This is a genomic window from Streptomyces sp. NPDC006655, from assembly GCF_040703965.1.
GTDB lineage: Bacteria > Actinomycetota > Actinomycetes > Streptomycetales > Streptomycetaceae > Streptomyces.
In genome coordinates this window covers 1-26,283 of record NZ_JBEYJU010000069.1, presented here as the reverse complement: position 1 = coordinate 26,283, position 26,283 = coordinate 1, and the positions used below count along the sequence as shown (strand labels likewise).

Here is a 26,283-nt window from a genome sequence, read left to right as displayed (position 1 = left end):
CAACTCTAGTGGGAGTTACTCTGACGGCGAGGAGGCCGACGGTCTTGGAGTGGACGGGCGCACGCTACGCGGACAAACCCACGGTCGAGGTACGGACCTGGATCGACGCCCCGCCGGCCAGGGTGTGGGCGCTGGTCAGCGACATCGAGCTGATGCCGGACATGAGCGCGGAACTGCGGTCCGTCTCCTGGCTCGACGGTGCCACCGGGCCCGCGGTCGGGGCCAGGTTCGTCGGCCGCAGTGAACACGAGGCGTTCGGCAGGTGGGAGACCACGTCCCAGGTGACCGAGTGCGAGCCGGAGTCGGTTCTCGCCTGGGCCGTGCAGGACCCCGGCGCGCCCTCCGCGGTCTGGCGGTTCCGGCTCCGCCCCGAGGCCGGCGGCACCGAGCTGTCGCAGTGGATGCAGCTGGGGCCGGGGCGTTCCGGGCTGTCGGTGGCGATCGACCGGATGCCGGACAAGGAACAGAAGATCGTCTTCGTACGGCTGCGGGAGTTCGAGCGGAGCATCACCGCCACCCTCGCCGAGATCAAGAAGCGGGCGGAGGCGTGATGCGCGCGGCCACCACGATCGAGGCCTCGGGCGGCGAACACTGGTCACAGCAGGCCGATTTCGTCGTCGAGGCGGAGAAGCTGGGCCTGGACGTCTGCTGGGTCGCCGAGGCGTGGGGCTCCGACGCCCCCTCCGCCCTCGGCTACTACGCGGCGCTCACCGACCGGATGCTGCTCGGCTCCGGCGTGCTGCAACTGGGCACCCGGACCCCGACAGCCGTGGCACAGACGGCCGTCACGCTCTCCAACCTGTCCGGCGGGCGTTTCCTGCTCGGTCTCGGCGCGTCCGGCCCCCAGGTCATCGAGGGACTGCACGGCGTCCCCTTCGCCAGGCCGCTGCGGCGGATGCGGGAGACCGTGGAGATCGTGCGGCGCGTCCTGGACGGCGGCCGACTCTCCTACTCCGGCACGGAGTTCACCGTCCCGCTGCCCGGCGGCGAGGCCGTCCCGATGCGGCTGTCGATGCGCGCCGAGCACGAGATCCCGGTGTACCTGGCCGCCCTGTCCCCGGCCATGCTGCGGCTGACCGGCGAGGTCGCCGACGGCTGGCTGGGCACCAGCTTCGTGCCCGAGGGCGCCGGCGACGCCTACTTCGCGCACCTCGACGAGGGCCTGGCGCGCGGCGGTCGTACCCGCGGGGACCTGGATGTCTGCCAGGGCGCCGAGGTCGCCTTCGCAGCCGACGAGGAGGCCCTCGGGGCGATGGTCGCCGGGCGGAAGAAGGAACTCGCCTTCAGTCTCGGCGGGATGGGCTCGGCCTCCACCAACTTCTACAACAACGCCTACAGCCGCCAGGGCTGGGCCGACGTCGCGGCCGAGGTGCGCGAACGCTGGCAGGGCGGTGACCGGGACGGCGCGGCCGCGCTGGTGACGGACGAGATGGTGCTCGGTACGACGCTGATCGGCACGGAGGCCATGGTCCGCGAGCGGCTGGCGGTCTGGCGCGACGCCGGGGTGGACACGGTCCGGCTCTACCCCGCCGGGGCGACCGTGGCGGACCGGCTCACCACGCTGGGGCGGGCGATCGAGCTGGTGCACGAGACCGACGGGGGCGGCGCAGGGCGCACTCCCGCGCCCTGACGGCGGGCCCGGGCGCCGTGGGCGACAAGCCGGTCGCCGACGCGCCCCGACCGCTCGACGGCGTTGCCTGCCGGCGGGTGGCGAACACCGAGCCGGGCGCCACGTCGCCCCCGGACCAACACCGATCGTCGCGCCCGGCGTTAGAGATCACGCAGAGAGCCTGTCGCAGAACTCCCGCGGAATTGTCCGCGATCGGTAACGGACGGATCCGGTGCCCGCCGCCGTCCGTCCTGACGGGTGCACGGGATCGACGGAACGAAGGATCGGGGCGGACATGGCGCGGCACGGCGCACGGGGTTGGTACGGCCAGATGGTCGCTGGGGCGCTCGGGGTCACGGCGGTGGCCGTGGCCGCCTCGCTGTGGACCGCGCAGGCCGGTCCCGTCACCGGGCCCGGGGGCGCCGGGGGTTCGGGCGCCGGGAGTTCGGCGCACCGCACGGTTCCGGAGGCGGCCCCGGTGTCGGTGGAGATCACGCACGCCTCGGACCGGGGCGCCCGGGGTGTGAACATCACCATCGACGACGGCCCGGACCCGGTCTGGACCCCGCGGGTGCTGGAGGTGCTCAAGGAATACGGCGTGAAGGCCACGTTCTGCATGATCGGCCCACAGGCGCAGGCGCATCCGGACCTGGTCAAGGCGGTGGTGGCGGCCGGGCACCGGCTGTGCGACCACACGGTGTCGCACGACGTCACCATGGACAAGAAGTCCGAGGCCTACCAGTCCCAGCAGATCCTGGACGCCGAACGCATGATCACGAAGGCGTCCGGTGGGGTACGGCCGCTGTACTACCGGGCCCCGGGCGGCGCCTTCACTCCGTACAGCCGCAAGATCGCCGCCGCCCACGGCATGCGCCCGCTGGGCTGGAACGTCGACTCCAAGGACTTCGAGCGCCCGGGCACCGCCACCATCGTCGGCACCGTGAAGAACGAGATGTCCAACGGCCCGACGATCCTCTTCCACGATGCCGGCGGCGACCGCTCCGAGACGGTGGCCGCGCTGCGCGAGGTACTGCCGTGGCTGAAGGAGCAGGGGCATTCGTTCGGCTTCCCGGTGCGCTGAGCTCGGCCACGGCCACGGCCACGGCCACGGCCACGGCCCCGCCCCGCCCGGCGCAGGCACGTCCCTGCGCATGTCGCGGACGGGCCGGTGGTGGCAGCATATGAGTCGTGTGCGCGGTGCGGCGGCGGGGCCGGCCGTGCCGGGGCCGGCGGGAGGTGTGCATGTCCAGGCGGGCCCCACGGTGGCTGACGTGGCTGCGTCGCAGGGACCCGGACCTCGCGGCGACCCGGCGGGCCGGGCGTACGGCGGTGGTGATGCCCGCCCTGTTCGCCCTGTGCACCGAGGTGCTGCACTCCCCGACGATGGCCAGTTTCGCCGCGTTCGGGTCGTTCTCGATGCTGCTGCTGGTCGACTACTCCGGCCCGATGGTGGAGCGGCTGCGGGCGCAGGTGGCGCTCGCGCTGGCCTGGCTGGTCCTGATCTGTGTGGGGACGCTGGCGGGGCGGGAGATCTGGTCGGCCGTGGCGGCGACGGTCGTGGTCGGTTTCCTGGTCCTCTTCGCGGGCGTGGTCAGTTCGGTCCTGGCGGGCAGCTCCACGGCCCTGCTGCTGGCCTTCGTGCTGCCGGTCAGCGCGCCGGTGCCGCTGTCACAGCTACCCGACCGGCTGGCGGGTGCGGGGCTCGCGGCGGCGGTGGCGCTGCCCGCCGTCGCCCTGCTGTGGCCGCGGCCGGTCGCCGATCCGCTCAGCGCCCCGGCGGCCGCCGTCTGCCGGGCCGCCGCCGGGTACCTGCGCACCCGGGCCTCGCTGCCCGGCCCGAGCCAGCCGGGCCCGCACCTGCCGGGCCCGCACCTGCCGGGCACCACCCCGCCTGGAACCGACCCGACGGGCACCACCCCGCCTGGAACCGACCCGACGGGCACCGCCCCGCCGGTGCCCGACGCCGATCTCTGCCGGGTGGCGGCCGAACACACCGCCCGTACCGGCGCCGAGCTGCGGGCGGCCTTCGACGCCACCCCGTACCGGCCCACCGGCCTGTCGGCGACCTCCCGCGCCCTCGTCCGGCTGGTCGACGAGCTCACCTGGCTGTGTGCCGTGCTCGTGGACCGGTCCGACTACACCGACGAGCCGCCCGGCTGCGATCCGGCCGCCCACACCGTGCGCCGGGCCGGCGCCCTCGTCCTGGAGGCGGCCGGTGACCTGCTCACCGACCTCGACGGCGACACCGGTCCGCTACGGGCCCGCGCCGCGGAGCTGCGGGCGGCCCTGACCGGGATGGAGCACAGCTCCGCCGTGCGGGTGCCCGCCGAGCAGCCGGGGGGCGACAGTACGGCCGAGGTCTACGGGTTCATCGCCACGCTCGACGTGTCCTTCCGTGCCCAGGAGTTGGGCTTCGCCGTGCTCCAGATCGCCGACAACGTCGGCACGGCGGCCTCCGCCTGGCAGCGGAGCTGGCCCGAGCGGCTGCTCGGCCGGGAACCGGGCGCGCTGACCGCCCCGCTGGCCGCCGCCCGCGAACGGGCCCTCACCCACCTCACGGTGGACTCGGTGTGGCTGCACAACAGCCTGCGCGGCGCCGTCGGCCTCGGCATCGCCGTGTTCCTCGCCGGGGTGACCGGCGTCGAGCACTCCTTCTGGGTGCTGCTGGGCACCCTGTCCGTGCTGCGTTCCAACGCGCTCAGCACCGGGCAGAACGCCGTCCGTGCCGTCCTGGGCACGGTGGCCGGATCCGTGATCGGGGCCGGGCTGTTGCAGCTGATCGGCCACCACGGCACCGCCCTGTGGTTCGTGCTCCCGGTGGCCGTCCTGCTCGCCGGCGTCGCGCCCGCGGCCGTCTCCTTCGCCGCCGGGCAGGCCGCGTTCACGGTGACCCTCGTGGTGCTGTTCAACATCGGTCACGACCCCAGCTGGCACGTCGCCCTGCTGCGCGTCCAGGACATCGCGCTGGGCTGTGCGGTCAGCGTCGTCGTCGCCGTGTTCTTCTGGCCGCGCGGCGCCCGGGCCGCCGTGCACCGGGCGCTCGCCGAGGCGTACGACGACAGTGCCCGGTACCTCGGCGACGCCGTCGACTACGCCCTCGGCCACAGCACCCCGACGGATCCCGGTCCGCAGAGCCGGGCGGCGGCGGCCTCCGCCCGGCGGCTGGACGACGCGTTCCGCAGCTACCTGGCCGAACGCGGCGCCAAACCCCTGTCGTTGGCCTGTACGACCACGCTGGTGACCGGGGTCGTGGGCCTGCGGCTGGCCGCCGACGCCGTCGTGTCCCTGTGGCAGGGCGAGGACCGGGCCCGGGTCCAGGCCGTCCGGGCCGACGCGCACGGTGCCGTGCTCGGGTCCGCGGCCCTGGTCACCGGCTGGTACCACGAGTTCGCCGCGAGCCTCGGCGACCACTCGCCGGTGCCCGACGTCGTGCCGCTGCGGCCGGAGGGCGCCGCCCGGCTCGTGGCGTCCGTCCGCACCGAACTCAGCGACGAGGAGGGGCGGGCCACCCCCGTCGCGATCCGGATCATCTGGACCGACGACCACGTGGACGCCGCCCGTCGGCTCCAGCCCGGCCTCGCCGACGCGGCGAAGGCCCGGGCGGGAGCACGCCACCAAGGGACACGGACGGCCGCCGCCTCCTGAGCGGCCCGTTCGCCCGGCAGGACGCACGGGCAGGCGTCGGGCGCGAGGGGGGTTGTCGTAACGTCCGTACGTCTGATTGGGTACCGCGCGACGGAGCAGGGGGCAATCGGGTGGACCAGGTGGCACGGCAGGACGTCCGAGGGGCGCTGTCCGAAGGGCTCGAGCGGGCGATACGGCAGAGCGCCGACGACATCGCGGTGGTGCTGGGCACCGCACGCGACCCGGGGCTCGCCGTACCCGGATCCACGTGGACGCTCGGTGAGGCCGCGGCCCATCTGGCGCTGGCCAACGCTGTGATGGCCGACCTCGCGGAGAACCGGGAACGCCCCTACGGCGACGGCACGCCGCAGAGCCTGGCGGCGGCCAACGCCGAGTCGCTGGCCGCGTTCGAGGAGCGCCGGCCCGGGCCGCTCGCGACGATGATCAGCGAGCAGGCCGGACGCTGCGCCGACGCCCTGCGCGCGGCGGCCGACGGTCCGGCGCCCGTCACCCCGCTCGGCCCGATGGACCGCTCCGTCCTGGGCTCCTACCTGCTCACGCACATGCTGGGCCACGGCTACGACATCGCCCGCACCCTGGGGCTCCCGGACATGCTCGACCCCGACCGGATCACCTGGTGCCTGCCGTTCCTGCTGTGGGCCATGCCGATCGTGGCGGACGGCGCGGCCGTCGCGGGGCTGACCGCGCGTTACTCCGTCCGGCTGCGCGGCGGCGGCGGCGCCTTCGGTGTCACCGTCGCCGACGGTGCCGTACGGGTGACGGCAGAGCCGCTGGACCGCCCGGACTGCACGATCGTCGTCGAACCCGTCGCCTTCCTGCTCATCGCCCTCGGCCGCCGCAACCCGTGGGCGGCGATGGCGAAGGGCCAGGTGCTCGCCCACGGCCGCCGCCCCTGGCTCGCGCCCCGCTTCCCCGCCCTCTTCGTCGCCCCCTGACCGGGCCGCCGCCCCGGCATCCCCCGACCGGCGCAACGCCGCTCAGCCAGAAGAGGCGGGCAGGCGTGACCGATGTGACGGTGGTGGAAGGTATGGGCGCGCGCACGGATCCGAGGAGGCTGCATGGCCGAGGGAATGGTCGACGGCAGAGCGTCCCGCACTGCCCTGGTGGACGGCTCCGGCCGTCCTCTGCCGGCCTTCGAGGGCATGAGTGCCGTCGCCGATGCCGTCCTCTACGAGGGCTACCTGCTCTACCCCTATCGGCGGTCCTCGCCGAAGAACCGTGCCCGCTGGCAGTTCGGGGTCCTGTTCCCCCGTTCCTGGGTGGAGGCGGACGGGCCGGTCAGCCCGGGCGTGTCGGGCTCGGCGGACTCCTGGTACCAGCAGACGGAGTGCCTGGTGCGGGTGCGGCGCCCGGGTGCGGTCCTACGGCTGCGGGTGCGCTACCTGCAGATGCAGCACAAGCAGGTCGAGGACGCCGACGGGCGGCCGGTGGAGTCGCTGACGTGCGACGACGGCACCGTGCAGCTGACCTTCGAGGAGGCGGTGCCACGCGAGGCGGACCTCACCGTGGCCCTGGCCGAGGGTGAGCACACGTTCGCGGTGGGCGCCCCGGCCGGTACCGAAGCGCAGGCGCTCCCCGGGGGTGCCGGGCGGGTCGTGCGGCGTCGCGAGGAGGTGCGGGCGAGCACCACGCTGGTGGCCGAGCGGCTCGGCGGGGAGGTGCTGCGGGTGCGGGTGCGCACCGCGAACGAGGGCCGTACGGCGGAGCCGCGCGCTGCCCGGGACCGGGCCCTGCGCCACGCCTTGATCGCCACCCACACCCTTCTCGGTGCGGACGGCGCGGAGTTCGTCTCCCTGATCGACCCGGGCCCGGATCTCGAGGAGGCGGCCCGGAGCTGCCGCAACGACTTCACCTTCCCGGTGCTCGGCGGCCCGCCCCCGGCCGGCTCCCCCGCGGACGGCGCGGTCTCCCCCCTGCTGCTCTCCTCGCCGATCATCCTGCCCGACCATCCGCAGGTGGCCCCGGAGAGCCCCGGGGACCTGCACGACGCCGGTGAGATCGACGAGATCCTCACCCTGCGCACGATGCTGCTGACGGACGAGGAGAAGCGGGAGGCCCGGGCCACGGACGCCAGGGCCGCCGAGATCCTCGACCGGGTGGACTCCATGCCCCCGGAGGTCCTCGGCCGCCTGCACGGCGCGATCCGCTCACTGAGCCCCGCGGGCGACCGCCCCGGCACCGAACACCCCGCCGCAGACCACCCCGCCGCCGAACACCCCGGCACCGGGCGCGCCAGTGCGCCGCCCAGCGCCGAACCGGCCGCCGGCACACGTCCGGCGACCGGAACCCGGACCGCGGCACACCCGAACGGCGAATACACGGACAGCGAGTCCACGGACGGCGAAGGGCGGCCCGGTGCGCGCCCCGCGTGGTGGCAGGAGGGGGGCGACGAAGGCTTCTCGCCCGCCACCGACACGATCCTCGTCGACGGTGTGCGCGTCGGGGGTGGCTCGGCGGTGCGGCTGTGTCCGCGGGGCCGGGGTGCCGACGCCCAGGACATGTTCCTGGCCGGCCGGACCGCGACCGTGGCCGCCGTCTTCCACGACGTGGACGGCAGCACCCGGCTCGCCGTCACCGTGGACGACGACCCGGCGGCCGAACTGCACGGCTGGTACGGCCGTTTCCACTACTTCCGGCCCGACGAAGTCGAGCCGCTCGGGGGCACCGACGTCCCGGATCCAGAGACGGCGACCACGTCGTCCCCGGGGCCCACTCCATCGGAGGCCTAGCGCATGAGCACCACAAACGGCACCACCGCCGTCGGCGGCGAACCGAGCCGAGCCGAGGAACGCCAGGGGTTCGACGAGATCACCATCCTGTGGATCTCCGAGGGCATGAGCTGTGACGGCGACACCGTCTCCGTGACGGCCGCCGACCAGCCGTCCATCGAGGACCTGGTCCTCGGCCTGATCCCGGGGTTGCCCAAGGTCAACCTGGTCAACAAGGTGCTCTCGCCGAGCCTGGGCGGCGAGGACTTCCTCGCGCCCTACCGGGCGGCGGCGCGGGGCGAACTGGAACCGTTCATCCTCGTCATCGAGGGGTCGATCCCGAACCAGAACATCATCGAGGGCGACGGCTACTGGACCTCGTTCGGCAACGACCCGGAGACGGGCCAGCCGCAGACCATCAACACCTGGATCGACCAACTGGCGCCCAAGGCGTGGGCGGTCGTGGCGATCGGCACCTGCGCCACCTTCGGCGGCATCCACGCGATGGCCGGCAACCCGACCGGTTCCATGGGCCTCGCGGACTACCTGGGCTGGGACTACCGGTCCCAGGGCGGACTGCCCGTGGTGAACATCCCCGGCTGCCCGGTCCAGCCGGAGAACTTCATGGAGACCCTGGTCTGGGTGCTCTACCACGCCGCCGGCACCGCTCCCCCGCCACCGCTGGACCACATGCTGCGTCCGCAGTGGCTGTTCGGGAAGACGGTCCACGAGGGCTGCGACCGCGCCGCCTACTACGAGCAGGCCACCTTCGCGACGGACTACAACTCGCCCAAGTGCCTGGTCAAGACCGGCTGCTGGGGCCCAGTCGTGAACTGCAACGTGCCCAAGCGGGGCTGGATGGCCGGGATCGGCGGCTGCCCGAACGTCGGCGGCATCTGCATCGGCTGCACCATGCCGGGCTTCCCGGACGCGTTCATGCCGTTCATGGACGAGCCGCCCGGCGGCACCCTCTCCTCGCTGGCCATCAAGCCGTACGGCGCGGTCATCCGCCGGCTGCGCGGCTTCACCAACGAACTGGTCAACCACGAACCCAAGTGGCGCCACAACAAGCGCAAGCTCACCAGCGGGTACGCCCCGCGCTGGCGCCCCTGACGCGTCACGGCTCCCGCCACGGCGAATCCCCCCACCCCAGTCCCCCACAGCAAAGGTCAGCGAACGCCGATGACAACCGAGGCCCGGCAGAAAGGGCGCAAGCCCGCGCAGATCGTGGACATGTCCTGGGATCCGATCACCCGGATCATCGGAAACCTGGGCATCTACACGAAGATCGACTTCGCCAACCGGGAGGTGGTGGAGTGTCACAGCACCTCCTCCCTCTTCCGCGGCTACTCCGTCTTCATGAAGGGGAAGGACCCGCGCGACGCGGGCTTCATCACCTCCCGCATCTGCGGCATCTGCGGCGACAACCACACCACCTGCTCCGACTACGCCCAGCAGATGGCGTACGGCGTGAAGCCGCCGCCGCTCGCCGAGCACATCGTGAACCTCGGCGAAGCGGCCGAGTACATGTTCGACCACACGATCTTCCAGGACAACCTGGTCTTCGTGGACTTCTGCGAGCAGATGGTCAAGGCCACGAACCCGAGCGTCCTGGCCCGCGCGCAGAAGACCGCCGCGCCGCGCGGTGACATCCACGGGTACCGGACCATCGCGGACATCATGAAGGCCTTCAACCCCTTCGAGGGCGAGGTCTACAAGGAGGCCCTGAAGGTCTCCCGGACCACCCGCGAGATGTTCTGTCTCATGGAGGGCCGCCACGTGCACCCCTCCACGCTCTATCCGGGCGGTGTCGGCACCATGCCGCAGCCGACGGTGTTCACCGACTACCTCAGCCGGCTGATGCACGTCATCGACTTCGTGAAGAAGGCCGTCGCCATGAACGACGACGTCTTCGACTTCTTCTACGAGGCGCTGCCCGGCTACGAGGAGGTCGGCAACCGCCGTATTCTCCTGGGCTGTTGGGGCGCCTGGCAGGACCCGAAGGTGGTCGACTACCGGTACGAGAACATGAACCGCTGGGGCAGGGCGATGTACGTCACCCCGGGCATCGTGGTCGACGGTGAACTGGTCACCAACAACTTGGTCGACATCAACCTCGGCCTGCGAATCATGCTGGGCTCCTCGTTCTACGAGGACTGGGTCAACGAGGACCCGTTCGTCACCCACGACCCGCTGGGCAACCCCGTCGACATGCGCCACCCGTGGAACCAGACGACCCTCCCGGTGCCGCAGAAGCGGGACTTCGAGGGCAACTACAGCTGGGTGATGAGCCCGCGCTGGTTCGACCGGCGCACCGGCGACCACCTCGCCCTCGACACCGGCGGCGGGCCGCTGGCCCGGCTCTGGTCGACCGCGCTGAGCGGCCTCGTCGACACGCCGTACATCAAGGCCACCGGGCACAGCGTGCGGATCTCGCTGCCCAAGGGCGAGTCCCTGCCGGAGACCACCCTGGAGTGGAAGATCCCCAAGTGGTCCAACACCCTCGAACGGGACCGCGCCCGGCCGTACTTCGTCGCCTACGCGGCGGCCATGGCCCTGCAGTTCCTGGACGAGGCGATGGGTCTGGTGCGCTCCGGCGACACCAAGGTGTTCGAGGACTTCGAGGTCCCGGACGAGGCGATCGGCTGCGGTTTCCACGAGGCCGTGCGCGGGGTCCTCTCCCACCACCTGGTGATCAAGGACAAGAAGATCGCCAACTACCACCCCTACCCGCCGACCCCGTGGAACGCCAGCCCCCGCGACAAGTTCGGCACCCCCGGCCCCTACGAGGACGCCGTGATGGGCCAGCCGATCTTCGAGGAGAACGGCCCGGACGACTTCAAGGGCGTCGACATCATGCGCACCGTCCGCAGCTTCGACCCCTGTCTGCCGTGCGGCGTCCACATGTACACCGGCAAGGGGAAAACCCTGACCGTGACGCACTCGCCGACGTACGGGGCGAACCATGGCTGAGGCCGTCGGGCGGCTCGACGGCCCGGCGGTCGAGGCCCGGCTGGCGCGCCTCGACACCCTCCTGGAGGGCCTGGAGACCGCCCAGGGGCCGGCCGGCCGCTCGGCCGTGGAGGCGGTACGTCTGCTCATCGAGGTCTACGGCGAGGCGCTCGCGCGCGTCCTCGACCGGGCGGACGCGCCGCTGGCCGCCTCGCTCGCCGACGACGAGCTCCTCGACCACCTCCTGGTGCTGCACGACATCCACCCCGAGGCGCCCGAGCGCCGGGCCGCCCGCGCGGTGGAGCGGCTGCGCCCGGCGGTGCGGGAGCGCGGCGGCGACGTCGAGTGGGCCGGGACGGAGGGCGAGGTGGGCCGGGTGCGGCTGGCCTCGGGCGGCGGTTGCGGCTCGGGGTGCGGCGGAGGTACCACGGAGGTGACCGACGCGGTCCGGGAGGCCGTGCTCGCCGCGGCCCCGGAGCTGGCCGGCGTGGAGCCGGTGGCCGAGGCCCCGGCGCCCGCCTTCGTCCCCCTGGACTCCCTGCGCCGGCCGCAGGAGGCACGGTGACCGTCGACGGAGCCCTGGCCCGCCTCATCCGTTCCGCCGCCGACCACCGGCCGACGGCACCGACGGAGGAGTGCGACCTGTGCGCCGCCCCGGTGGCCGCGGACCATCCGCACCTCTACGACACCGGTCAGGACCAGGTCCGCTGCGCCTGCCGGCCCTGCTCGGTGCTGTTCGCCGACGGCCGCCAGGGCACCGGCGACGGGCAGTTCCGGCTGATCCCGACCCGCCGGGTCCGCCTGGGGAAGGTGGACACGGCGGCCCTCGGGGTCCCGGTCGGCCTGGTCTTCTTCGTACCGCGCGCCGACGGCTCGGTCACCGCCCAGGGGCCGAGCCCGGCGGGTGCCATGCGCTGGGAGGTGGACGCGGCGGCCTGGCGGCGGGCGGTCGCCGGCTGCCCGCCCCTGGCCGGTCTGACCCCCGATGTCGAGGCCCTGCTGGTCAACACCGTGCACGGCCTCGACCACCACTGGATCGCACCGGTCGACGACTGCTACCGCATGCTCGCCGTGGTGCGCCGGGAATGGCGGGGCCTGTCCGGCGGCGGCCGGATGTGGCCGGCCGTGGCGCGTTTCTTCGAGGAGCTCACCGAACGGTCCTAGGAAGGAGAGAACACCATGGGCAACATCAGAGTCGGCCGCCCCCAGGCGCGGCCCGACACCCCGTCCCACGTGCCCGGCATGCACCAGGGCAACGAGGGCCCCTACAAGAAGCAGACCGGACACCACCAGGACGGCACCGCCGACGCGCGGCGCTCGACCAACATCCACTGGAAGCGCCACGACGCCCTCCTGGACGTCATGCCGAACATCCCGCCCGGATGAACCGGACCCCCGGACCGGACCTGAGAGAACAGGGAGTTCCCCACGTGAAGACCAGAGGAAGAAGGACAGGGACGGCTGCCCAGCGGGTGCTGACCGCGGAGATCGCGGTGGTGGGCGCGCTGGTCCTGGCGCTGTTCGTCACCGAGATGCCCAGCATGATGCGCGAGATGAAGATCTGGCGCATCGCCGGGGGCCTGCGCGCCCGTCGCCGGTATCCGTGAGCCGGACGTGCACGAACTGTCGATCGCGACCGCGATCGTGGAGCAGGCCGACGCCTGGGCCCGGGCGGACGGCGCGGACCGCGTGACCGCGGTGACCGTCCGGGTCGGCGAACTGTCCGGGGTCGTCCCCGACGCCCTGGACTTCGCCTTCGAGGTGGCCCGCGACGGCACCGCCGTCGCGGGTGCCCGGCTGGTGGTGGACGAGGTGCCCGCGGTGGCCTGGTGCGGGCCGTGCGCCGAGGAGTTCGCGGTGGGCATGCCGCCGTTCTTCTGGTGCCCGCGCTGCGACCGGCCCACCACGGAGCTGCGCAGCGGCCGGGAACTGGAGATCACCGCCGTCGAATGACCCCGCCGGCGCTCGGGGGCGCGGGCGGGGTCTTCCGTCGGCGGACCTGTCAGCAGATGCGGGGCAGTTGCTCCCCGAGCGGCAGGTCCACGACCCGGGTGCCGCCCAGGCCGGTGGCCACGACCACCATCCCGGGGTGCTCGGCGACGCACTCCCCGATGATCACGGCGCCCGCTCCCTGCGGGTGGGCGCGCATCGCCGCCAGCACGGCCTCGGCGTCGGCGGGCGGTACGAAGGCCACGAGGCGGCCCTCGTTGGCCACGTAGAGCGGGTCCAGGCCGAGGAAGCCGCAGGCGTTGGCGACCGCGTCCGGCACGGGGACGGCGCGCTCGCTGAGCCGCACCCCGGTCCCGGAGGCGCGGGCGATCTCGTTGAGGGAGGCGGCCAGACCGCCCCGGGTGGGGTCGCGCAGGACGTGGATCTCCGGGGTGACGTCCAGCATGGTCGCCACCAGGTCGGCCAGCGGAGCGGTGTCGCTGGCGATCTCGACGCCGAACTCCAGCCCCTCGCGCACGCTCAGCACGGCGACGCCGTGCAGGCCGATCGGGCCGCTGACGATGACGGCGTCCCCGGGCCTGGCCCGCTGCGGCCGGATGTCCACCCGCTCGGGGACCAGTCCGACCCCGGCGGTGGTGACGTACACCCCGTCCCCGTGCCCGGCCTCGACGACCTTGGTGTCACCGGTGGCGATGGTGACCCCGGCCGTCTCGGCCGCCGCGCCCATGGCCCGCGCGACGCGTTCCACGACGGACAGTGCCACGCCCTCCTCCAGGACGAAGGCGGCGGAGAGGTAGGCGGGCCGGGCACCGCTCATCGCCAGGTCGTTGACGGTGCCGTTGACGGCGAGGTCGCCGAGGCAGCCGCCCGGGAAGAACAGCGGCCGTACGACGTAGGAGTCGGTGGACAGGGCCAGCCGGGCGCCGCCGAGGTGCAGGACGGCCGAGTCGGTCAGGCCGGCGAGCAGGGCGTTGCCGTAGGCGGGGGCGAAGACCTGCTCGATCAGTTCGGCGGAGAGCGCGCCGCCCCCGCCGTGGCCCATCACCACCACCGGCTGGTCCCGGATGGGCGCGGGACAGCTCCAGTTCGCGGGGTCGACCACGGTCTGTTCAGCCAACGGGGTTCATCTCCTCGCGCGCGGGCGCAGGTTGGGACATCCGGCGGTACAGGTAGTAGGCGGCGCAGGCGCCCTCGCTGGAGACCATGGTGGCGCCGAGCGGGGTGCGGGGGGTGCAGGTGGTGCCGAAGGCCGCGCAGTCCGTGGGCTTGATGAGCCCCTGGAGGACCTCGCCGGCCCGGCATTCGGCGGGTTCCTCGGTGCGGATGCCGGTGACGTCGAAGCGGTGTTCGGCGTCGTAGGCCCGGTAGGCCTCGCTGAGCCGCCAGCCGCTGCCGGGGATCCGGCCGATGCCTCGCCAGGAGCGGTCGGTGACCTCGAAGACCTCCTCGATCATGCGGACGGCGGCCGGGTTGCCGGCCTCGCGCACGGCCCGCGGGTAGGCGTTCTCCACCCGGTGCTCGCCGTTCTCCAGCTGGCGGACGGTACGCCGGATGCCCTCCAGGATGTCGAGCGGTTCGAAGCCGGTGACGACGACGGGGACCCGGTACCGCTCGGCCAGCTCCGGGTACTCGGTCATGCCCATCACGCTGCACACGTGCCCGGCGGCCAGGAAGCCCTGCACCCGGCAGCCGGGCGCGGTCATGATGGCCTCGATGGCCGGGGGGACCCGGACGTGGGAGACCAGGAGGCTGAAGTTGGTCAGGCCGAGCCGCTTGGCCTGGTGGACCGCCATGGCGTTGGCGGGGGCGGTGGTCTCGAAGCCGATGGCGAAGAAGACGACCTGCTTCTGCGGGTGGCGGACGGCCAGGTGGAGCGCGTCGAGCGGGGAGTACACCACCCGGACGTCACCGCCCTCGCCCTTGACGCGGAACAGGTCCCGGTCGGTGCCGGGCACCCGGAGCATGTCGCCGAACGAGCAGAAGATCACGTCGGGGCGGCCGGCGATCTCCAGCGCCTTGTCGATGCACTCCAGCGGCGTCACACAGACCGGGCAGCCCGGCCCGTGAATCAACTCGACCTCCTTGGGCAGGAGTTGGTCGATGCCGTGCCGGATGATGGAGTGGGTCTGACCGCCGCACACCTCCATCAGGGCCCAGGGCCGGGTGGCGGTGGCGCGGATCTCGTCCAGCAGCCGGCGCGCCAGCTGCGGGTCGTTGAACTCGTCGAGGTACTTCACCGGGCCTCGCTCCCCTCGGCCTGCTGGGCGGCCTGCCGCCAGGCGTCGCCGAACTCCTCCTCCAGGAGGCCGAGTTCCTCGAAGAGCTTGAGGGAGGCCAGGGCGGACTCCTCGTCGAGCCGCTGCAGGGCGAAGCCGACGTGGACGATCACGTACTCCCCCACCCGCACGTCGGACACGTACTCCAGGCACGCCTGTTTCTGCACCCCGCCGAAGTCGATGAGGCCGGTGAGCGGATCGGCGGTGTCGTCGATGCTCACAACCCTGCCGGGCACTGCCAAACACATGGGTCACTCCGTCTCGTAGCGGGCTGTTGTCCGTCCCTCGTGGCCGGGCCGTTCGTGGGCCGCGACCATCAGCTGCCCGAGCGCCAGCCCGCCGTCGTTCGGCGGGACCTCGCCGTGCAGGAGAACCGTGAAGCCGTCGTCGCGGAGCAGTTCGGCGCTCGCGCTCTCCAGCAGCGCGTTGGCGAAGACCCCGCCGGTGAGGGCGACGGTGTCCAGTCCGGTGTCCCGGCGGGCCCGTCGGCAGACGGCGGCGACGGCGTGGGCGACGCCCCGGTGGAAGCGGGCCGCGATCACCGGCACCGGGGTGCCGCGCCGCAGGTCGGTGAGGAGCGCGCGCAGGGCGGGGGCCGGGTCGAAGCGGTCGCCGAACGGGTACGCGGCGGTGTCCAGGTCCCAGGCCAGGCAGGCCTGGGCCTCCAGCTCCAGGGCGGCCTGGGCCTCGTAGCCCGCGCGGTGGCACACGCCCGCGAGGGACGACACCGCGTCGAAGAGCCGGCCCATGCTCGACGTGGTCGCGCAGCCGACCCCGCTCGGCACCTGGTGTTCCAGCACCCTGAGTTCCTCGGCCGTGCAGGCGGACACGCTGGGCAGGTCCGGGTCCCACGGCAGGCCGGCCGCCCACAACCGGGCCAGCGCCGTCCGGCACGGGTTGGCCACCCCGGCGTCCCCGCCGGGCAGCGGGGCCGGGGCGAGGTGGGCGAGGCGGCGGTAGCCGGTGTAGTCGGCGACGAGCACCTCGCCGCCCCAGACGGTGCCGTCGTCGCCGTAGCCGGTGCCGTCGAAGGCGACGCCGATGACGGGGGTGGTGCCGTCCAAACCCGCCTGGGCCATGACGGAGGCGATGTGTGCGTGGTGGTGCTGCACGAACACCGGCTTGGGAGAGGGGAGTCGCGCGCCGCGGCGGCGGGCCCAGGCGGACGAGTGGTAGCCGGGGTGGCGGTCGGCGGCGACCAGTTCGGGGCGGACCCCGGTCAGTCGGCGCAACTGCCGTTCCGCCGCGGCGGCGGCCTCCAGGGTGGCCAGGTCGCCCATGTCGCCGATGTGCGGGCCGAACCAGGCGAGGTCGCCTTCGCCGAGGCAGAGCGCGTTCTTCAGGTCACCGCCCACCGCGAGCGCGGGCCGCACCGGCACCGGCAGCCGGAGCGGGCGTGGCGCGTATCCGCGGGAGCGGCGCAGGACCTGTTCGGTGCCGTCGGCGCGGATCCGCAGCAGGGAGTCGTCGCAGGGCGAGGCGATGGGCCGGTCGTGCGCGAGCCAGGCGTCGGCCAGCCCGAACAGCCGGGTCAGCGCCTCGTCGTCGTCCGTGGCGATGGGCTCGCCCGAGCGGTTGCCGCTGGTCATGACGAGGACGCGGGGGCCGGGCGGGTCGCCGGGCAGGCCGAGCAGGAGGGTGTGGACGGGGGTGTAGGGCAGCATCACGCCGAGGTGCGGGCTGCCCGGGCAGACGCCCGGCGCGAGCCTGACGCCCCGCCTGGGGCGCAGGAGGACGATGGGGCGGCGGGGGCTGGTGAGGGCGGCGCGCTCGGCCGGGCCGATCTCGGCGATCCGTTCGGCCTCGGCGAGGTCCGCGCACATCACGGCGAACGGCTTGTCGCCGCGCGCCTTGCGGGTGCGCAGGGTGTCGACGGCGTGGGCGGCGGAGGCGTCGCAGGCCAGGTGGTAGCCGCCGATCCCCTTGACGGCGAGGATCCGCCCGGCGGCGAGCAGTTCTCGCGCGTGTGAGAGGGCGTCACCGTCGCGAGCCGCTCTCCCTCCGCTCCCCGCGGCGGGCACCAGGCGCAGCCGGGGACCGCAGTCGGGACAGGCCACGGGCTGGGCGTGGAAGCGGCGGTCGGCCGGGGCCTCGTACTCCCGGGTGCACGCGGGGCACATGGGGAAGGCGGCCATGGTGGTGACCGCGCGGTCGTAGGGCATCCCGGTGGCGATGGTGAACCTGGGGCCGCAGTGGGTGCAGGTGATGAACGGGTGCCGATGGCGGCGGTCGGCCGGGTCGGCGAGTTCGCGCAGGCAGTCGGCGCAGGTCGCGGTGTCGGGCGGGAGCAGGGTGCGGCCGGGGGCGGACCGCTCGGTGGCCCGGATCGTGAAGCCGGGGTCCGTGCCGGTGGCGGGCAGCTCCTCGACACCCACGGCGGTCACGGTGGCGAGCGGCGGCGCCTCGGCCGCGAGCCGCCCGCAGAACCGCTCGACGTCCGCCGCCGCGCCCTCGACCTCGATGAACACCCCGTGCGCCGTGTTGCCGACGAAGCCGGAGAGGCCGAGGCCGGCGGCCAGCCGGTGGACGTAGGGGCGGAAGCCGACGCCCTGCACGGTCCCGCGTACCGTGATGCGCCGGCGGACGGCCGCCGTGGTGGTGGGCGCGGTCACGAGGCGGTCGGGGCGTGGCTGTGGCCGTGCGGGTGCGGGGCGAGCGGCGGCCGGTGCGCGGGGGCGCCGTCCCGGACGGCGAGCACCCGGTCGAGCAGTGTGTCGACGCCCTCACCGGTGCGGGCGCAGGTGGGGACGATCTCCACCCCGGGGTTGACCCGCCGTACCTGGTCGGCGAAGGCGGCCCCGTCGAATCCGGCCGGTCCCGCGAGGTCGGTCTTGGTGAGCACCACCAGGTGCGCGGAGCCGAAGGCGGTGGGGTACTTCACGGGCTTGTCCTCGCCCTCGGTGACCGCCATCAGCACGATCCGCAGGTGTTCGCCGAGGTCGTAGGAGGCGGGGCAGACGAGGTTGCCGACGTTCTCCACGAACAGCAGCGCGGTGTCCGGCGGCAGCCAGCCCTCCAGGTGGCCGCGGACCTGACGGGCCTCCAGATGGCACAGCCCGTCGGTGAGCAGCTGCTTCACCGGAGCCCCCGAGCGGGCCAGGCGCGTCGCGTCGTTCTCGGTCGCGAGATCGGCGGTGAAGGCGGCGACGGGGACGTCCCGCTCCAGCGCCCGCGCCAGCACCCGGCCGAGCAGTTCGGTCTTGCCGCTGCCGGGGCTGGAGAGCAGGTTCAGCACGCTCACCCCGCGGGCGGTCAGGTCGTCGCGCAGGCTCGCGGCCAGGCCGTCGTTCCTGGCCAGGACGGCCCGGGTGACCTCCTCCGACTGACACATGGGCGGTCCGCTCCTCGGTCGCTGGGGTGGGAAGGACCGGCGGAGCGGTGGGTTCCGTCCCGGTCCGTCGGCGCCGCGGCGGGCGAGGTTCGCCCCGTGGCGGTACTCAGCGATCCTCCGCGCCCGTGGTGGCCGTCGCCGGGCGACCGGCCGTGACGGGGGGCGCGGATTCCTCCGGGCGGGCCAACGCGGGCGTCGCCGACGGATCCGCGAGCAGTGCCGGGACGAGGGCGTGCAGGGCGGCGACCGCCTGGCCGACCGCGTCCCGCACGGGCGCGGTGAGACCGGGGGCGATGTCCTCGTCGCCGCGCGGCAGCTCGCCCGGTTCGCAGGCGAGGACGAGGACGCGGGGCAGCGGTTCGTCGCCGAGGTGGGCGGCGAGGGCGAGCACCTTCGCCGGGTCCATGCCGTGTGCCTCGGGCGCGGCCGCCGGGGCCCCGGCGGGCGGTTCGGGCTCGACCAGGGAGAGGGTGCCGGGGCGTTCACCGCGGGCCGCCGCGTCCACGAGGACGGCGACCGTCCAGCCGTCGAGCAGTTCGTAGGCGAGGTCCATGCCCCGGATGCCGAAGTCCCGCACCCGTACCCCGGCCGGCAGCGGCCGGTCGGCCAGGGCGCGGATCACCTCCGGGCCGAAGGCGTCGTCGCCGAGGAAGATGTTGCCGACGCCGGCCACCAGCAGCCGGGTCACCGCGCACCGCCGGGGACCTTGCGGACGAAGTCCGAACGCAGGGCGTGATAGGGGGCCTCGGGGTCGAAGAACAGGGCGTGCATCCGGGCGAGCTCCTCCGCGCGGTAGGTGGCGAGCGGGCGGGCCTCCTCGTCCGCCCGGCGGGCCTCGGCCTTGGCGGCGATCCGCCGGTCGAGGTCCGGGGTGCCGGCGAGGGCGGCGGCCAGGCGCTCGACCTCGGCGGTGAAGTCCTGGGCGGGCACCGGTACCAGCCGGTCGACGAGCCCGAGCCGGGCGGCCGTCGGGGCGCTCACCGGCTGCGCCTCCTCGGTGAGCCGCCGGGCGGTCTCCGCTCCGGCCCGGCGGGGCAGCGAGTACGTCCAGAACTCCGACCCGTACAGGCCCATCCGCCGGTAGTGCGGGTTGAGGACGGCGCCGGAACGGCACCAGACCTCGTCGGCGGCGAGGGCGAGCATGACGCCGCCGGCCGCCGCGTTGCCGCCGAGCGCGGCGACCACCAGCCGGTCGGTGGTCCGCAGCACGGCCTCGGCGAGGTCGTCCATGGCGTTGAGGTTGGCCCAGGACTCCACGGCCGGGTCGGGGGCGGCCTCGATGACGTTCAGGTGGATGCCGTTGGAGAAGAAGTCGCGCCGGCCACCGAGCACGAGGACCCGGGTGGGCCGGGCCAGGGCGTACTCATAGGCGGCGAGCAGCCTTCGGCAGTGGTCGGTGCTCATGGCGCCGCCCGGGAAGGAGAAGGTGACGAGTCCGACGTCGCCGTGCTGCCGGTAGCGGATGTCGCTCCAGGTGCGGCGGTCCGGGGCCGGTTCCAGCGGGGCGGGGCTCTCGGGGAGCGCCGGGTCGGCGAGGACGTCGGCGGCGGGGCGGCGGAAGGGGGCCGGGTCGCCGGAGTTCCTGCGGGGGCGCAGCTCCGGGATCCAGACGGCGCCGTCGCGGGTGGCCCGGCACACCGCACCCGCCCGGGTCGCCAGCAAGTCGCCGGGGACGCCGCGCAGTTCGCCCTCGGGGTGGCCGCCGTGCAGGAACACCTCCCGGCCGCGGATCTCGTCCAGCACCCCCGGCTGCGAGTCCGCCCCGCGCAGCTTGCGCACCACCGTGTCCGTGTCGTCGGCCGTCCAGTCGATCCGCCGCCGCTCCTGTGGGAAGACGTCACGCCAGACCACCCGGGAGCGGATCGCCGGATCACTCTGCGGCAGCGGCTTGTACGAGCCGTCCGCGTACCGTCGTACGGCCCGGTGGACGGCGGTGACGGCGGCGTCGGCGGCCTCGTTGCGATAGAGGTCGCTCTTGCCGACCGGCGCCACCTCGAACGGCTCGCTCGCCCAGACGGCGCCCGCGTCCATCGCGGCCTCGGCCTGCAGGACGGTCACCCCCCAGGTGGGGGCCTGCTCGGCGATCGCCCAGTCGAGGGAGGAGGGGCCCCGGTCGCCGAGCGGTCCCGGGTGCACGATGAGGCAGGTGTGCCGCTGCCAGACGTCGTCGGGCAGGGCCGTCTTGAGCATCGGCGCGATGATCAGCTCCGGGCGCCGTTCGCGGACGGCGGCGCGGACGGCGTCCGCGCCGCGGGCCGCCAGGGCGAGGTCCACGCGGTGGCCGAGGTCGGTCAGTTCGGCGTGGATCCGCTGGGACAGGCTGTTGAACGCGCTGGCGATGAGCAGAATGTCCATGGTGCGGCATGTTCGCCGCTTCAACGGCTCCCGGGAAGGACCCGCGCGGCGTTTCGCCCGCCGCCCTGGGCCACTCGGCCGTCCTGGCCGTCCCCGGTCCGGAACGCCCACCGCATCCTGGGCTCCATCACGCACCGGAAGACCCGGCGCACCGGAGGGGTGCACAGCAGCGTCACCACGACGGCGGCGACGAGCGTCACCGTGACCGCGCCGAGCGGTCCGTGCATCCAGGACGGGTCGTACCAGTGGGCGGGCTTGGCGGCCTGCGCGACGAAGCCGTGCAGCAGGTAGCCGTAGAGCGTGCCGGCCCCGAGAGCGGTGAACCAGGTGCGGCGGCCCGGTACCCAGGCCAGGAAGCAGGCCACCAGCACCAGGGAGCAGCCGAAGGTGGCGAAGGTCATCACCGGCCCGTACCAGGCGGGCACGCCGAGCTGCTGGGCGCTGTCCCGGTGGAAGAACCAGCGGTAGCCCAGGTGTGGCACCGACCAGTACGCGACGGCGAGGGCCGCCGCGGCCACGGGTAGGGCGCACAGCCGCACGCTCCACCGGCGCAGCAGGCCGAAGTGCTCGGGCCGCAGGGCCAGGCCGAGCACGAAGTAGGGCAGGAACTGGAGCACCCGCTGGAGGTCGAGGTCGCCGCCGATGGACGACGAGACGCTCGCCAGCGTCGCGACGGCGAGCGCGACGGGCAGCGGCCAGCGCAGCAGGCGCCAGATCGGGGTCGTCAGCCGCCAGATGAACAGGGCCGCCAGGAACCAGGTCAGGTACAGCGGGTTCAGGAGGCTGATCTCCCGGTCCGGGGCGTGGTCGCTCCACCGGGTGAAGAGGGTGTAGGCGACCTCGAAGACGACATAGGGCACGACGACGCCGGTGACCAGCCGCCTGACGCGGGCCGGGCTCGCGTCGAAGCCGCGGGAGAAGTAGCCGGAGACGATGATGAACGCCGGCATGTGGAAGGCGTACACGAACGTGTAGAGCGCGGTGACGGTACGGCTGTCCGAGCGCAGCGGCTCCCAGGCGTGCCCGACGGCCACGAGCACGATCGCCAGGTACTTCGCGTTGTCGAAGTAGGCGTCACGCTTGCCCCGAGCGGCCGACGGGCGGTCGCCGGGGGCCGAGGGGCGGTCGCCGGGGGCCGACGGGCCGCCCCGGGCTACCGACGCGGCGCTGCCGGGGGCCGCGGGCGGGGTGGGCGGTGGGGCCGTCGGCCGGTGCGCGGGGCTCGTGGGTGGCGCGTCGGCGGCTGGGGTTGCTGGCTCGCGGGGGCCGGACAGACCAGAACACCTCTCACATGAACGTGCGCTCCGAGGAGCGAGTGGGGGGGCGGGACGGACAGGCGCCGGGCCCGGCACGGGTGGCACCGTTCCGCAGACGCTGCTCTCCGGGATTCGCCGGAGTAAACCCTCCGTCGCGCCGGGCGGCATTGCGGGAAACGGCGCCCGTGCGAAGCCCCCGCCGCGAGAATGGGTGCCGCCACTGTCGACCGATGCCTTCTGGGAGCGTGCCGCGTGACGTCGTCGGATCGTGTCGTGTCTGCCTCCGCCGGATTCGTGGAACTGCTGGACACCCGCCCGGAGACGCTCCGGGAAGCGGCGGCGGACTTCGGAGGTCTCGTGCACTCCCCGCCGCTGGGCGTGCTGCGGCCCCGGTCCGCCGCCGCGATCGGGGACGCGCTGGCGTACGCCGGCCGGCACGGGATCCCGGTGGCGGCGCGGTCCGGCGGCCACTCCCTGTACGGGCAGGGACAGGCAGCGGGCGGGATCGTCCTCGACCTGGGTGAGCTGAACGCCGTCGGACCGGTCACCGGCGACCGGGTCGAGGTACGGGCGGGGGCGCTGTGGCGGGACGTGCTCGCGGCGACCCTTCCGTACGGGCTCACCCCGCCCGTCCTCACCGACTACCTGGGCGCGGGCGTCGGCGGTGTGCTGAGCGCGGGCGGTCTCGGCGGCGCGAGTCACCGGCACGGGCTGGTGGCGGACTCGGTGCTGGAGCTGGAGGTGGTGACCGGGGCCGGGGAGCACGTGGTCTGCTCGCCGGACCGGCACGGCGCCCTCTTCCACGCGGTCCTGGCGGGTCTCGGCCAGGTGGCCGTGATCGTCCGGGCCACCCTGCGCCTGTCCCCCGCGCCCGACCGGGTCCGCCGGTACTGCCTGTACTACCCCGGCCTGGACGGCTACCTGTCCGACCAGCGCCTGCTGGCCAGGGACCGGCGCTTCGCCCATCTGGAGGGCCAGGTCCGCCCCGCCCCCGGCGGCTGGACCCACATGATCGAGGCGGTGGCCGCCCACCGGGGCGCGAGCGCCCCCGACGACGGCACCCTCCTGCGCGGTCTGTCCTTCGACTCGGCCGAGACCGAGGACCTCGGCTACGCCGAGTTCGCGAACCGGGTCGCCACCGACGAGGAGATCCTGCGGACGACCGGTGAGTGGCTGTACCCGCACCCCTGGCTGAACCTGCTGCTCCCCGAGGACACCGCCGCGTCCGTGGTGACCGGTGTCCTCGCCGACCCCGCTTTCCAGGACCTGCGCGAGAACGGCCTGGTCCTGCTCTACCCCCTGCTCACCGGCACCCTGCGTGCGCCGCTGTTCCGCCGCCCGCGAGGGGAGGTCGTCCTCCTGTTCGCCCTGCTGCGCACGGCGGCCCCCGGCACGGCCGGCCCCATGGTGGCCGCCAACCGCACGGCGTACGAGTACGCGCGGGCGAAGGGTGCCGTCGCCTACCCGGTCAACGCGCTGCCGATGTCCCCCGCGGACTGGCGGGAGCACTACGGCAGCCGGTGGGAGACGCTGGCCGAGGCCAAGAGCGTCCACGACCCGCACGGCGTCCTGGGCCGGGGCCACGGGATGTGGGCGCCGGCGTAGGGAACCGCTCGGGGATTTCCTTCGGGCGTGGTGTCGATTGCGCCCGGCGCCGTTCGTCGGTGGGGTGTAGGAAGCTTTCGAGCACCGGGAGGAACCGATGAAGTACATGCTGCTGGTCTGCGGCGACGACACCGCCGACGCCTCCGCGATGGCGCCGGTCGAACCCTGGGTGGAGGAGCACGGCGTGCGCCGCGGGACCCGCCTGTACGGGCACCGGCTGCGGCTGCCGGACACGGCGGTCACCGTGCGGGTGCGGGACGGGGAGGTGCTGCGGACCGACGGACCGTTCGCGGAGACGAAGGAGTACGTCGCCGGGTTCGACGTCGTCGACTGCGACAGCCTGGAGGAGGCGGTACGCATCGCCGCCGGGCATCCGGTGGCCACCGTCGGAGCGCTGGAGGTGCGGCCGTTCTGGGACGAGGGCCCGATGGAGGACGCCGGGACGGCGGTCCGCCGGATCGACGCCGAGCTGACCGCGGCCGCGCGCGAGCGGGACGTCGACCGGCTGACGGCCTGCTACGCGCCCGACGCGGAGGTCTTCGGGCCTGCCGACGCCGAAGGGCGGTCGGGGATCGCCGAGGTCCGCAAGCAGGCCGAGGCGTGGTTCGCCGCCCTCACGGGGTCCGTGCACCGCGAGGTGCGCCGGCTCACGGTGCGTCCCGGGGAGGGCAGCTGCTTCAGCCACGCCCTCGTCCGGATCCACGGCACCCGCGTGACCGGGGAGCCCCTGGACCGGCTCTTCCGGGTCACCACCGGCTACCGGGACACCGGCTTCGGCTGGGTCATCGCCCACGAGCACGTCTCGGTCCCGCTCGGCGGCGCGGACCGGAAGGAGCGGTCATGAAGTACGTGCTGTTCATCTGCACCCCGGTCGGCGGCACGGAGCTCAGCCCCGCCGAGATCGCCGAGGACCCGCGCTTCACCTCGTACATCCAGGAGGTCCGCAGCCGTGACGTCGTCAAGGGCGGCGCGCGGCTGCGGCCCGCCGCCGACGCCACCACCGTGCGCGTGCGGGGCGACGAGGTGCTGCTGAGCGACGGGCCGTTCGCCGAGACCAAGGAGTACGTCGCGGGCATCGACATCATCGAGGTCGCCGACCTCGACGAGGCCGTCGCGCTCGCCTCCCGGCACCCCGCCGCGCTCGCCGGCGGCTCGGTGGAGGTACGGCCGGTCTGGGAGTGAACGCCGAGTGAGTCCCCTGGACGAGGTCGAGGAGGCCGTCTTGGCCGCCTTCCGCGAGGAGTGGGCCCAGATCGTCGCCACCCTGATCCGGGTGACCGGCGACTGGGACCTCGCCGAGGAGTGCGCGCAGGACGCCTTCGCCCAGGCCCTGGAGCGGTGGCGGCGCGACGGAGTGCCGCGCCGCCCCGGGGCCTGGCTCACCACGACCGCCCGCAACCGCGCCCTGGACGTGCTGCGCCGGGAGGCGGTGGGGGCGGCGAAGCTGCGGGAGGCGGCGGTGGCGCGGGACGAGGGGCCGTACGACCCCGATCACGACGGGGACGACAGCGGGGTGGCGGACGACCGACTGCGGCTGATCTTCACCTGCTGCCATCCCGCCCTGCCCGTCGAGGCGCGGGTCGCGCTCACCCTGCGCACCCTCGCCGGGCTCACCACGCCCGAGCTCGCGCGCGCCTTCCTGGTCCCGGAGGCGACGATGGCGCAGCGCCTGGTGCGGGCCAAGCGGAAGATCCGCAACGCCGGGATCCCGTACCGGGTGCCTCCCGCGCACCTGCTGCCCGAACGCACCACGGGCGTCCTCGGCGTGTTGTACCTGCTGTTCAACGAGGGGTACACGGCCAGCGGCGGCACCGACCTGATCCGTGCCGGGCTGTGCGCCGAAGCGGTCCGGCTGGCCCGGCTGCTGGCCCGGTTGATGCCCGACGAACCGGAGGTCACCGGTCTGCTGGCGCTTCTGCTGCTGCACGACGCCCGCCGGGAGACCCGGGTGGACGCGGCCGGCGACCTGGTGACCCTGGAGGACCAGGACCGCACGGCGTGGGACCGGGCCGAGATCGACGAGGGCGTGGCGCTCCTGGAGGGCGCCCTGCGCCGCGGCCACCCCGGTCCGTACCAGATCCAGGCGGCCGTCGCGGCGTGTCACGCCACCGCGGCGACCGCCGCCGACACCGACTGGGCCGACGTCGCGGGGCTGTACGGCGAACTCCTGCGGTTCGTGCCCTCGGCCGTGGTCCGGCTCAACCGCGCGGTCGCGGTGGGCATGGCCGAGGGCACCGAGGCCGGGCTCGCCCTGGTGGCGGAACTGGAGGCGGAGGGCGAACTGGCCGGTTACCACCTGCTGCCGGCCACCCGCGCGGATCTGCTGCGGCGCGCGGGGCGGGTCCGGGAGGCGGCCGAAGCGTACGAACGGGCGCTGGAGTCGGTGGAGAACGCCGCGGAACGCAGGTTCCTGGAGAAGCGGCTCGCACAGTGCCGGTCGATGTAGCCGGGAGGCAGGTCCCAGCGGGGGCTGCCCCCACCGTGGACGCGGCGGTCGGCGGGGGGGTGCCTCTATGTCCTTCGTCAAGGCACCCCCGTCGGGTTTGGGGTGATTGGGGCTTGCTGGGGTCATGCGGCGAGTGCAACGTCCGCGGGT

Annotated in this window: 25 protein-coding genes; 17 read left to right on the top strand and 8 right to left on the bottom strand. The window is 73.9% G+C overall.

All coding sequences use genetic code 11. The features are described 5' to 3' along the window. Positions 1 to 44: 44 nt before the first annotated feature. The 13 genes from AB0958_RS31385 to hypA all read left to right on the top strand — a co-directional run bounded on the left by AB0958_RS31385 (position 45) and on the right by hypA (position 12,867). Complete coding sequence (locus AB0958_RS31385; protein WP_366893856.1) at positions 45 to 551, top strand: SRPBCC family protein; 507 nt, start codon at positions 45 to 47, stop codon at positions 549 to 551. Continuing rightward, positions 551 to 1,630, top strand: coding sequence for an LLM class flavin-dependent oxidoreductase (locus AB0958_RS31380; protein WP_366893855.1), 1,080 nt, complete (start codon positions 551 to 553; stop codon positions 1,628 to 1,630). The genes AB0958_RS31385 and AB0958_RS31380 overlap by 1 nt, the downstream gene beginning before the upstream one ends. Positions 1,631 to 1,904: 274 nt before the next feature. Further along, positions 1,905 to 2,690: a polysaccharide deacetylase family protein gene (locus tag AB0958_RS31375; protein ID WP_366893854.1), complete on the top strand. Its 786-nt coding sequence runs from the start codon at positions 1,905 to 1,907 to the stop codon at positions 2,688 to 2,690. Between the two features lie 161 nt (positions 2,691 to 2,851). Further along, positions 2,852 to 5,254: an FUSC family protein gene (locus AB0958_RS31370; protein WP_366893853.1), complete on the top strand. Its 2,403-nt coding sequence runs from the start codon at positions 2,852 to 2,854 to the stop codon at positions 5,252 to 5,254. A 119-nt stretch (positions 5,255 to 5,373) separates the two neighbouring features. Next, entirely contained in the window at positions 5,374 to 6,189 is an 816-nt protein-coding gene (locus AB0958_RS31365) for a maleylpyruvate isomerase family mycothiol-dependent enzyme (RefSeq protein WP_366893852.1), read from the top strand. Positions 6,190 to 6,312: 123 nt separating this feature from the next. Beyond that, positions 6,313 to 7,983, top strand: coding sequence for a hypothetical protein (locus AB0958_RS31360; RefSeq protein WP_366893851.1), 1,671 nt, complete (start codon positions 6,313 to 6,315; stop codon positions 7,981 to 7,983). Between the two features lie 3 nt (positions 7,984 to 7,986). Continuing rightward, positions 7,987 to 9,075: a hydrogenase expression protein HypE gene (locus tag AB0958_RS31355; protein ID WP_366893850.1), complete on the top strand. Its 1,089-nt coding sequence runs from the start codon at positions 7,987 to 7,989 to the stop codon at positions 9,073 to 9,075. 69 nt (positions 9,076 to 9,144) lie between these two features. Continuing rightward, a complete protein-coding gene (locus AB0958_RS31350; protein WP_366893849.1) occupies positions 9,145 to 10,935 on the top strand; it encodes a nickel-dependent hydrogenase large subunit in 1,791 nt (596 codons plus the stop codon). Next, positions 10,928 to 11,479: a NifU family protein gene (locus tag AB0958_RS31345; protein WP_366893848.1), complete on the top strand. Its 552-nt coding sequence runs from the start codon at positions 10,928 to 10,930 to the stop codon at positions 11,477 to 11,479. Before AB0958_RS31350 ends, AB0958_RS31345 begins: the two co-directional genes overlap by 8 nt. Next, positions 11,476 to 12,078 carry a DUF5947 family protein gene (locus AB0958_RS31340; protein WP_366893847.1) on the top strand — a complete coding sequence of 201 codons (603 nt, stop codon included), beginning with the start codon at positions 11,476 to 11,478 and terminating at the stop codon, positions 12,076 to 12,078. Before AB0958_RS31345 ends, AB0958_RS31340 begins: the two co-directional genes overlap by 4 nt. Before the next feature lie 15 nt (positions 12,079 to 12,093). Then, a complete protein-coding gene (locus tag AB0958_RS31335; protein ID WP_358980723.1) occupies positions 12,094 to 12,300 on the top strand; it encodes a hypothetical protein in 207 nt (68 codons plus the stop codon). Between the two features lie 44 nt (positions 12,301 to 12,344). Then, entirely contained in the window at positions 12,345 to 12,521 is a 177-nt protein-coding gene (locus AB0958_RS31330; protein WP_366893846.1) for a hypothetical protein, read from the top strand. 7 nt (positions 12,522 to 12,528) lie between these two features. Beyond that, positions 12,529 to 12,867 (top strand): hydrogenase maturation nickel metallochaperone HypA, encoded by a 339-nt coding sequence (hypA, locus tag AB0958_RS31325; RefSeq protein WP_366893845.1) that lies wholly within the window; start codon positions 12,529 to 12,531, stop codon positions 12,865 to 12,867. Positions 12,868 to 12,916: 49 nt separating this feature from the next. Here hypA and hypE read toward each other — a convergent pair whose 3' ends face one another. The 8 genes from hypE to AB0958_RS31285 all read right to left on the bottom strand — a co-directional run bounded on the left by hypE (position 12,917) and on the right by AB0958_RS31285 (position 22,100). Further along, positions 12,917 to 13,906: a hydrogenase expression/formation protein HypE gene (gene hypE / locus AB0958_RS31320; protein ID WP_366893863.1), complete on the bottom strand. Its 990-nt coding sequence runs from the start codon at positions 13,904 to 13,906 to the stop codon at positions 12,917 to 12,919. Between the two features lie 67 nt (positions 13,907 to 13,973). Further along, positions 13,974 to 15,101 carry a hydrogenase formation protein HypD gene (gene hypD, locus AB0958_RS31315; protein ID WP_366893844.1) on the bottom strand — a complete coding sequence of 376 codons (1,128 nt, stop codon included), beginning with the start codon at positions 15,099 to 15,101 and terminating at the stop codon, positions 13,974 to 13,976. Next, on the bottom strand, positions 15,098 to 15,388 hold the full coding sequence (locus AB0958_RS31310; RefSeq protein ID WP_360515972.1) for a HypC/HybG/HupF family hydrogenase formation chaperone: 291 nt from the start codon (positions 15,386 to 15,388) through the stop codon (positions 15,098 to 15,100). The genes hypD and AB0958_RS31310 overlap by 4 nt, the downstream gene beginning before the upstream one ends. A gap of 3 nt (positions 15,389 to 15,391) precedes the next feature. Beyond that, a complete protein-coding gene (gene hypF, locus AB0958_RS31305) occupies positions 15,392 to 17,752 on the bottom strand; it encodes a carbamoyltransferase HypF (protein ID WP_366893843.1) in 2,361 nt (786 codons plus the stop codon). Next, positions 17,749 to 18,471 carry a hydrogenase nickel incorporation protein HypB gene (hypB, locus tag AB0958_RS31300; RefSeq protein ID WP_366893842.1) on the bottom strand — a complete coding sequence of 241 codons (723 nt, stop codon included), beginning with the start codon at positions 18,469 to 18,471 and terminating at the stop codon, positions 17,749 to 17,751. Before hypB ends, hypF begins: the two co-directional genes overlap by 4 nt. Before the next feature lie 106 nt (positions 18,472 to 18,577). Then, positions 18,578 to 19,159 carry a hydrogenase maturation protease gene (locus AB0958_RS31295; protein ID WP_366893841.1) on the bottom strand — a complete coding sequence of 194 codons (582 nt, stop codon included), beginning with the start codon at positions 19,157 to 19,159 and terminating at the stop codon, positions 18,578 to 18,580. After that, positions 19,156 to 20,826, bottom strand: coding sequence for a hydrogenase maturation protein (locus AB0958_RS31290; protein ID WP_366893840.1), 1,671 nt, complete (start codon positions 20,824 to 20,826; stop codon positions 19,156 to 19,158). Before AB0958_RS31290 ends, AB0958_RS31295 begins: the two co-directional genes overlap by 4 nt. 20 nt (positions 20,827 to 20,846) lie before the next feature. Continuing rightward, on the bottom strand, positions 20,847 to 22,100 hold the full coding sequence (locus AB0958_RS31285) for an acyltransferase family protein (RefSeq protein ID WP_366893862.1): 1,254 nt from the start codon (positions 22,098 to 22,100) through the stop codon (positions 20,847 to 20,849). A gap of 255 nt (positions 22,101 to 22,355) precedes the next feature. On the opposite strand from AB0958_RS31285, the gene AB0958_RS31280 reads away from it, so the two are divergent. From AB0958_RS31280 to AB0958_RS31265, 4 genes are all read left to right on the top strand, one after another. Continuing rightward, a complete protein-coding gene (locus AB0958_RS31280) occupies positions 22,356 to 23,687 on the top strand; it encodes an FAD-binding protein (RefSeq protein ID WP_366893839.1) in 1,332 nt (443 codons plus the stop codon). Between the two features lie 97 nt (positions 23,688 to 23,784). Then, the gene (locus tag AB0958_RS31275; RefSeq protein ID WP_366893838.1) at positions 23,785 to 24,531 is read left to right on the top strand and encodes a nuclear transport factor 2 family protein; all 747 of its coding nucleotides are present in this window, start codon (positions 23,785 to 23,787) and stop codon (positions 24,529 to 24,531) included. Then, positions 24,528 to 24,869, top strand: coding sequence for a YciI family protein (locus AB0958_RS31270; RefSeq protein ID WP_366893837.1), 342 nt, complete (start codon positions 24,528 to 24,530; stop codon positions 24,867 to 24,869). The genes AB0958_RS31275 and AB0958_RS31270 overlap by 4 nt, the downstream gene beginning before the upstream one ends. Before the next feature lie 7 nt (positions 24,870 to 24,876). Then, on the top strand, positions 24,877 to 26,133 hold the full coding sequence (locus AB0958_RS31265; RefSeq protein ID WP_366893836.1) for an RNA polymerase sigma factor: 1,257 nt from the start codon (positions 24,877 to 24,879) through the stop codon (positions 26,131 to 26,133). Positions 26,134 to 26,283 lie beyond the last annotated feature (150 nt).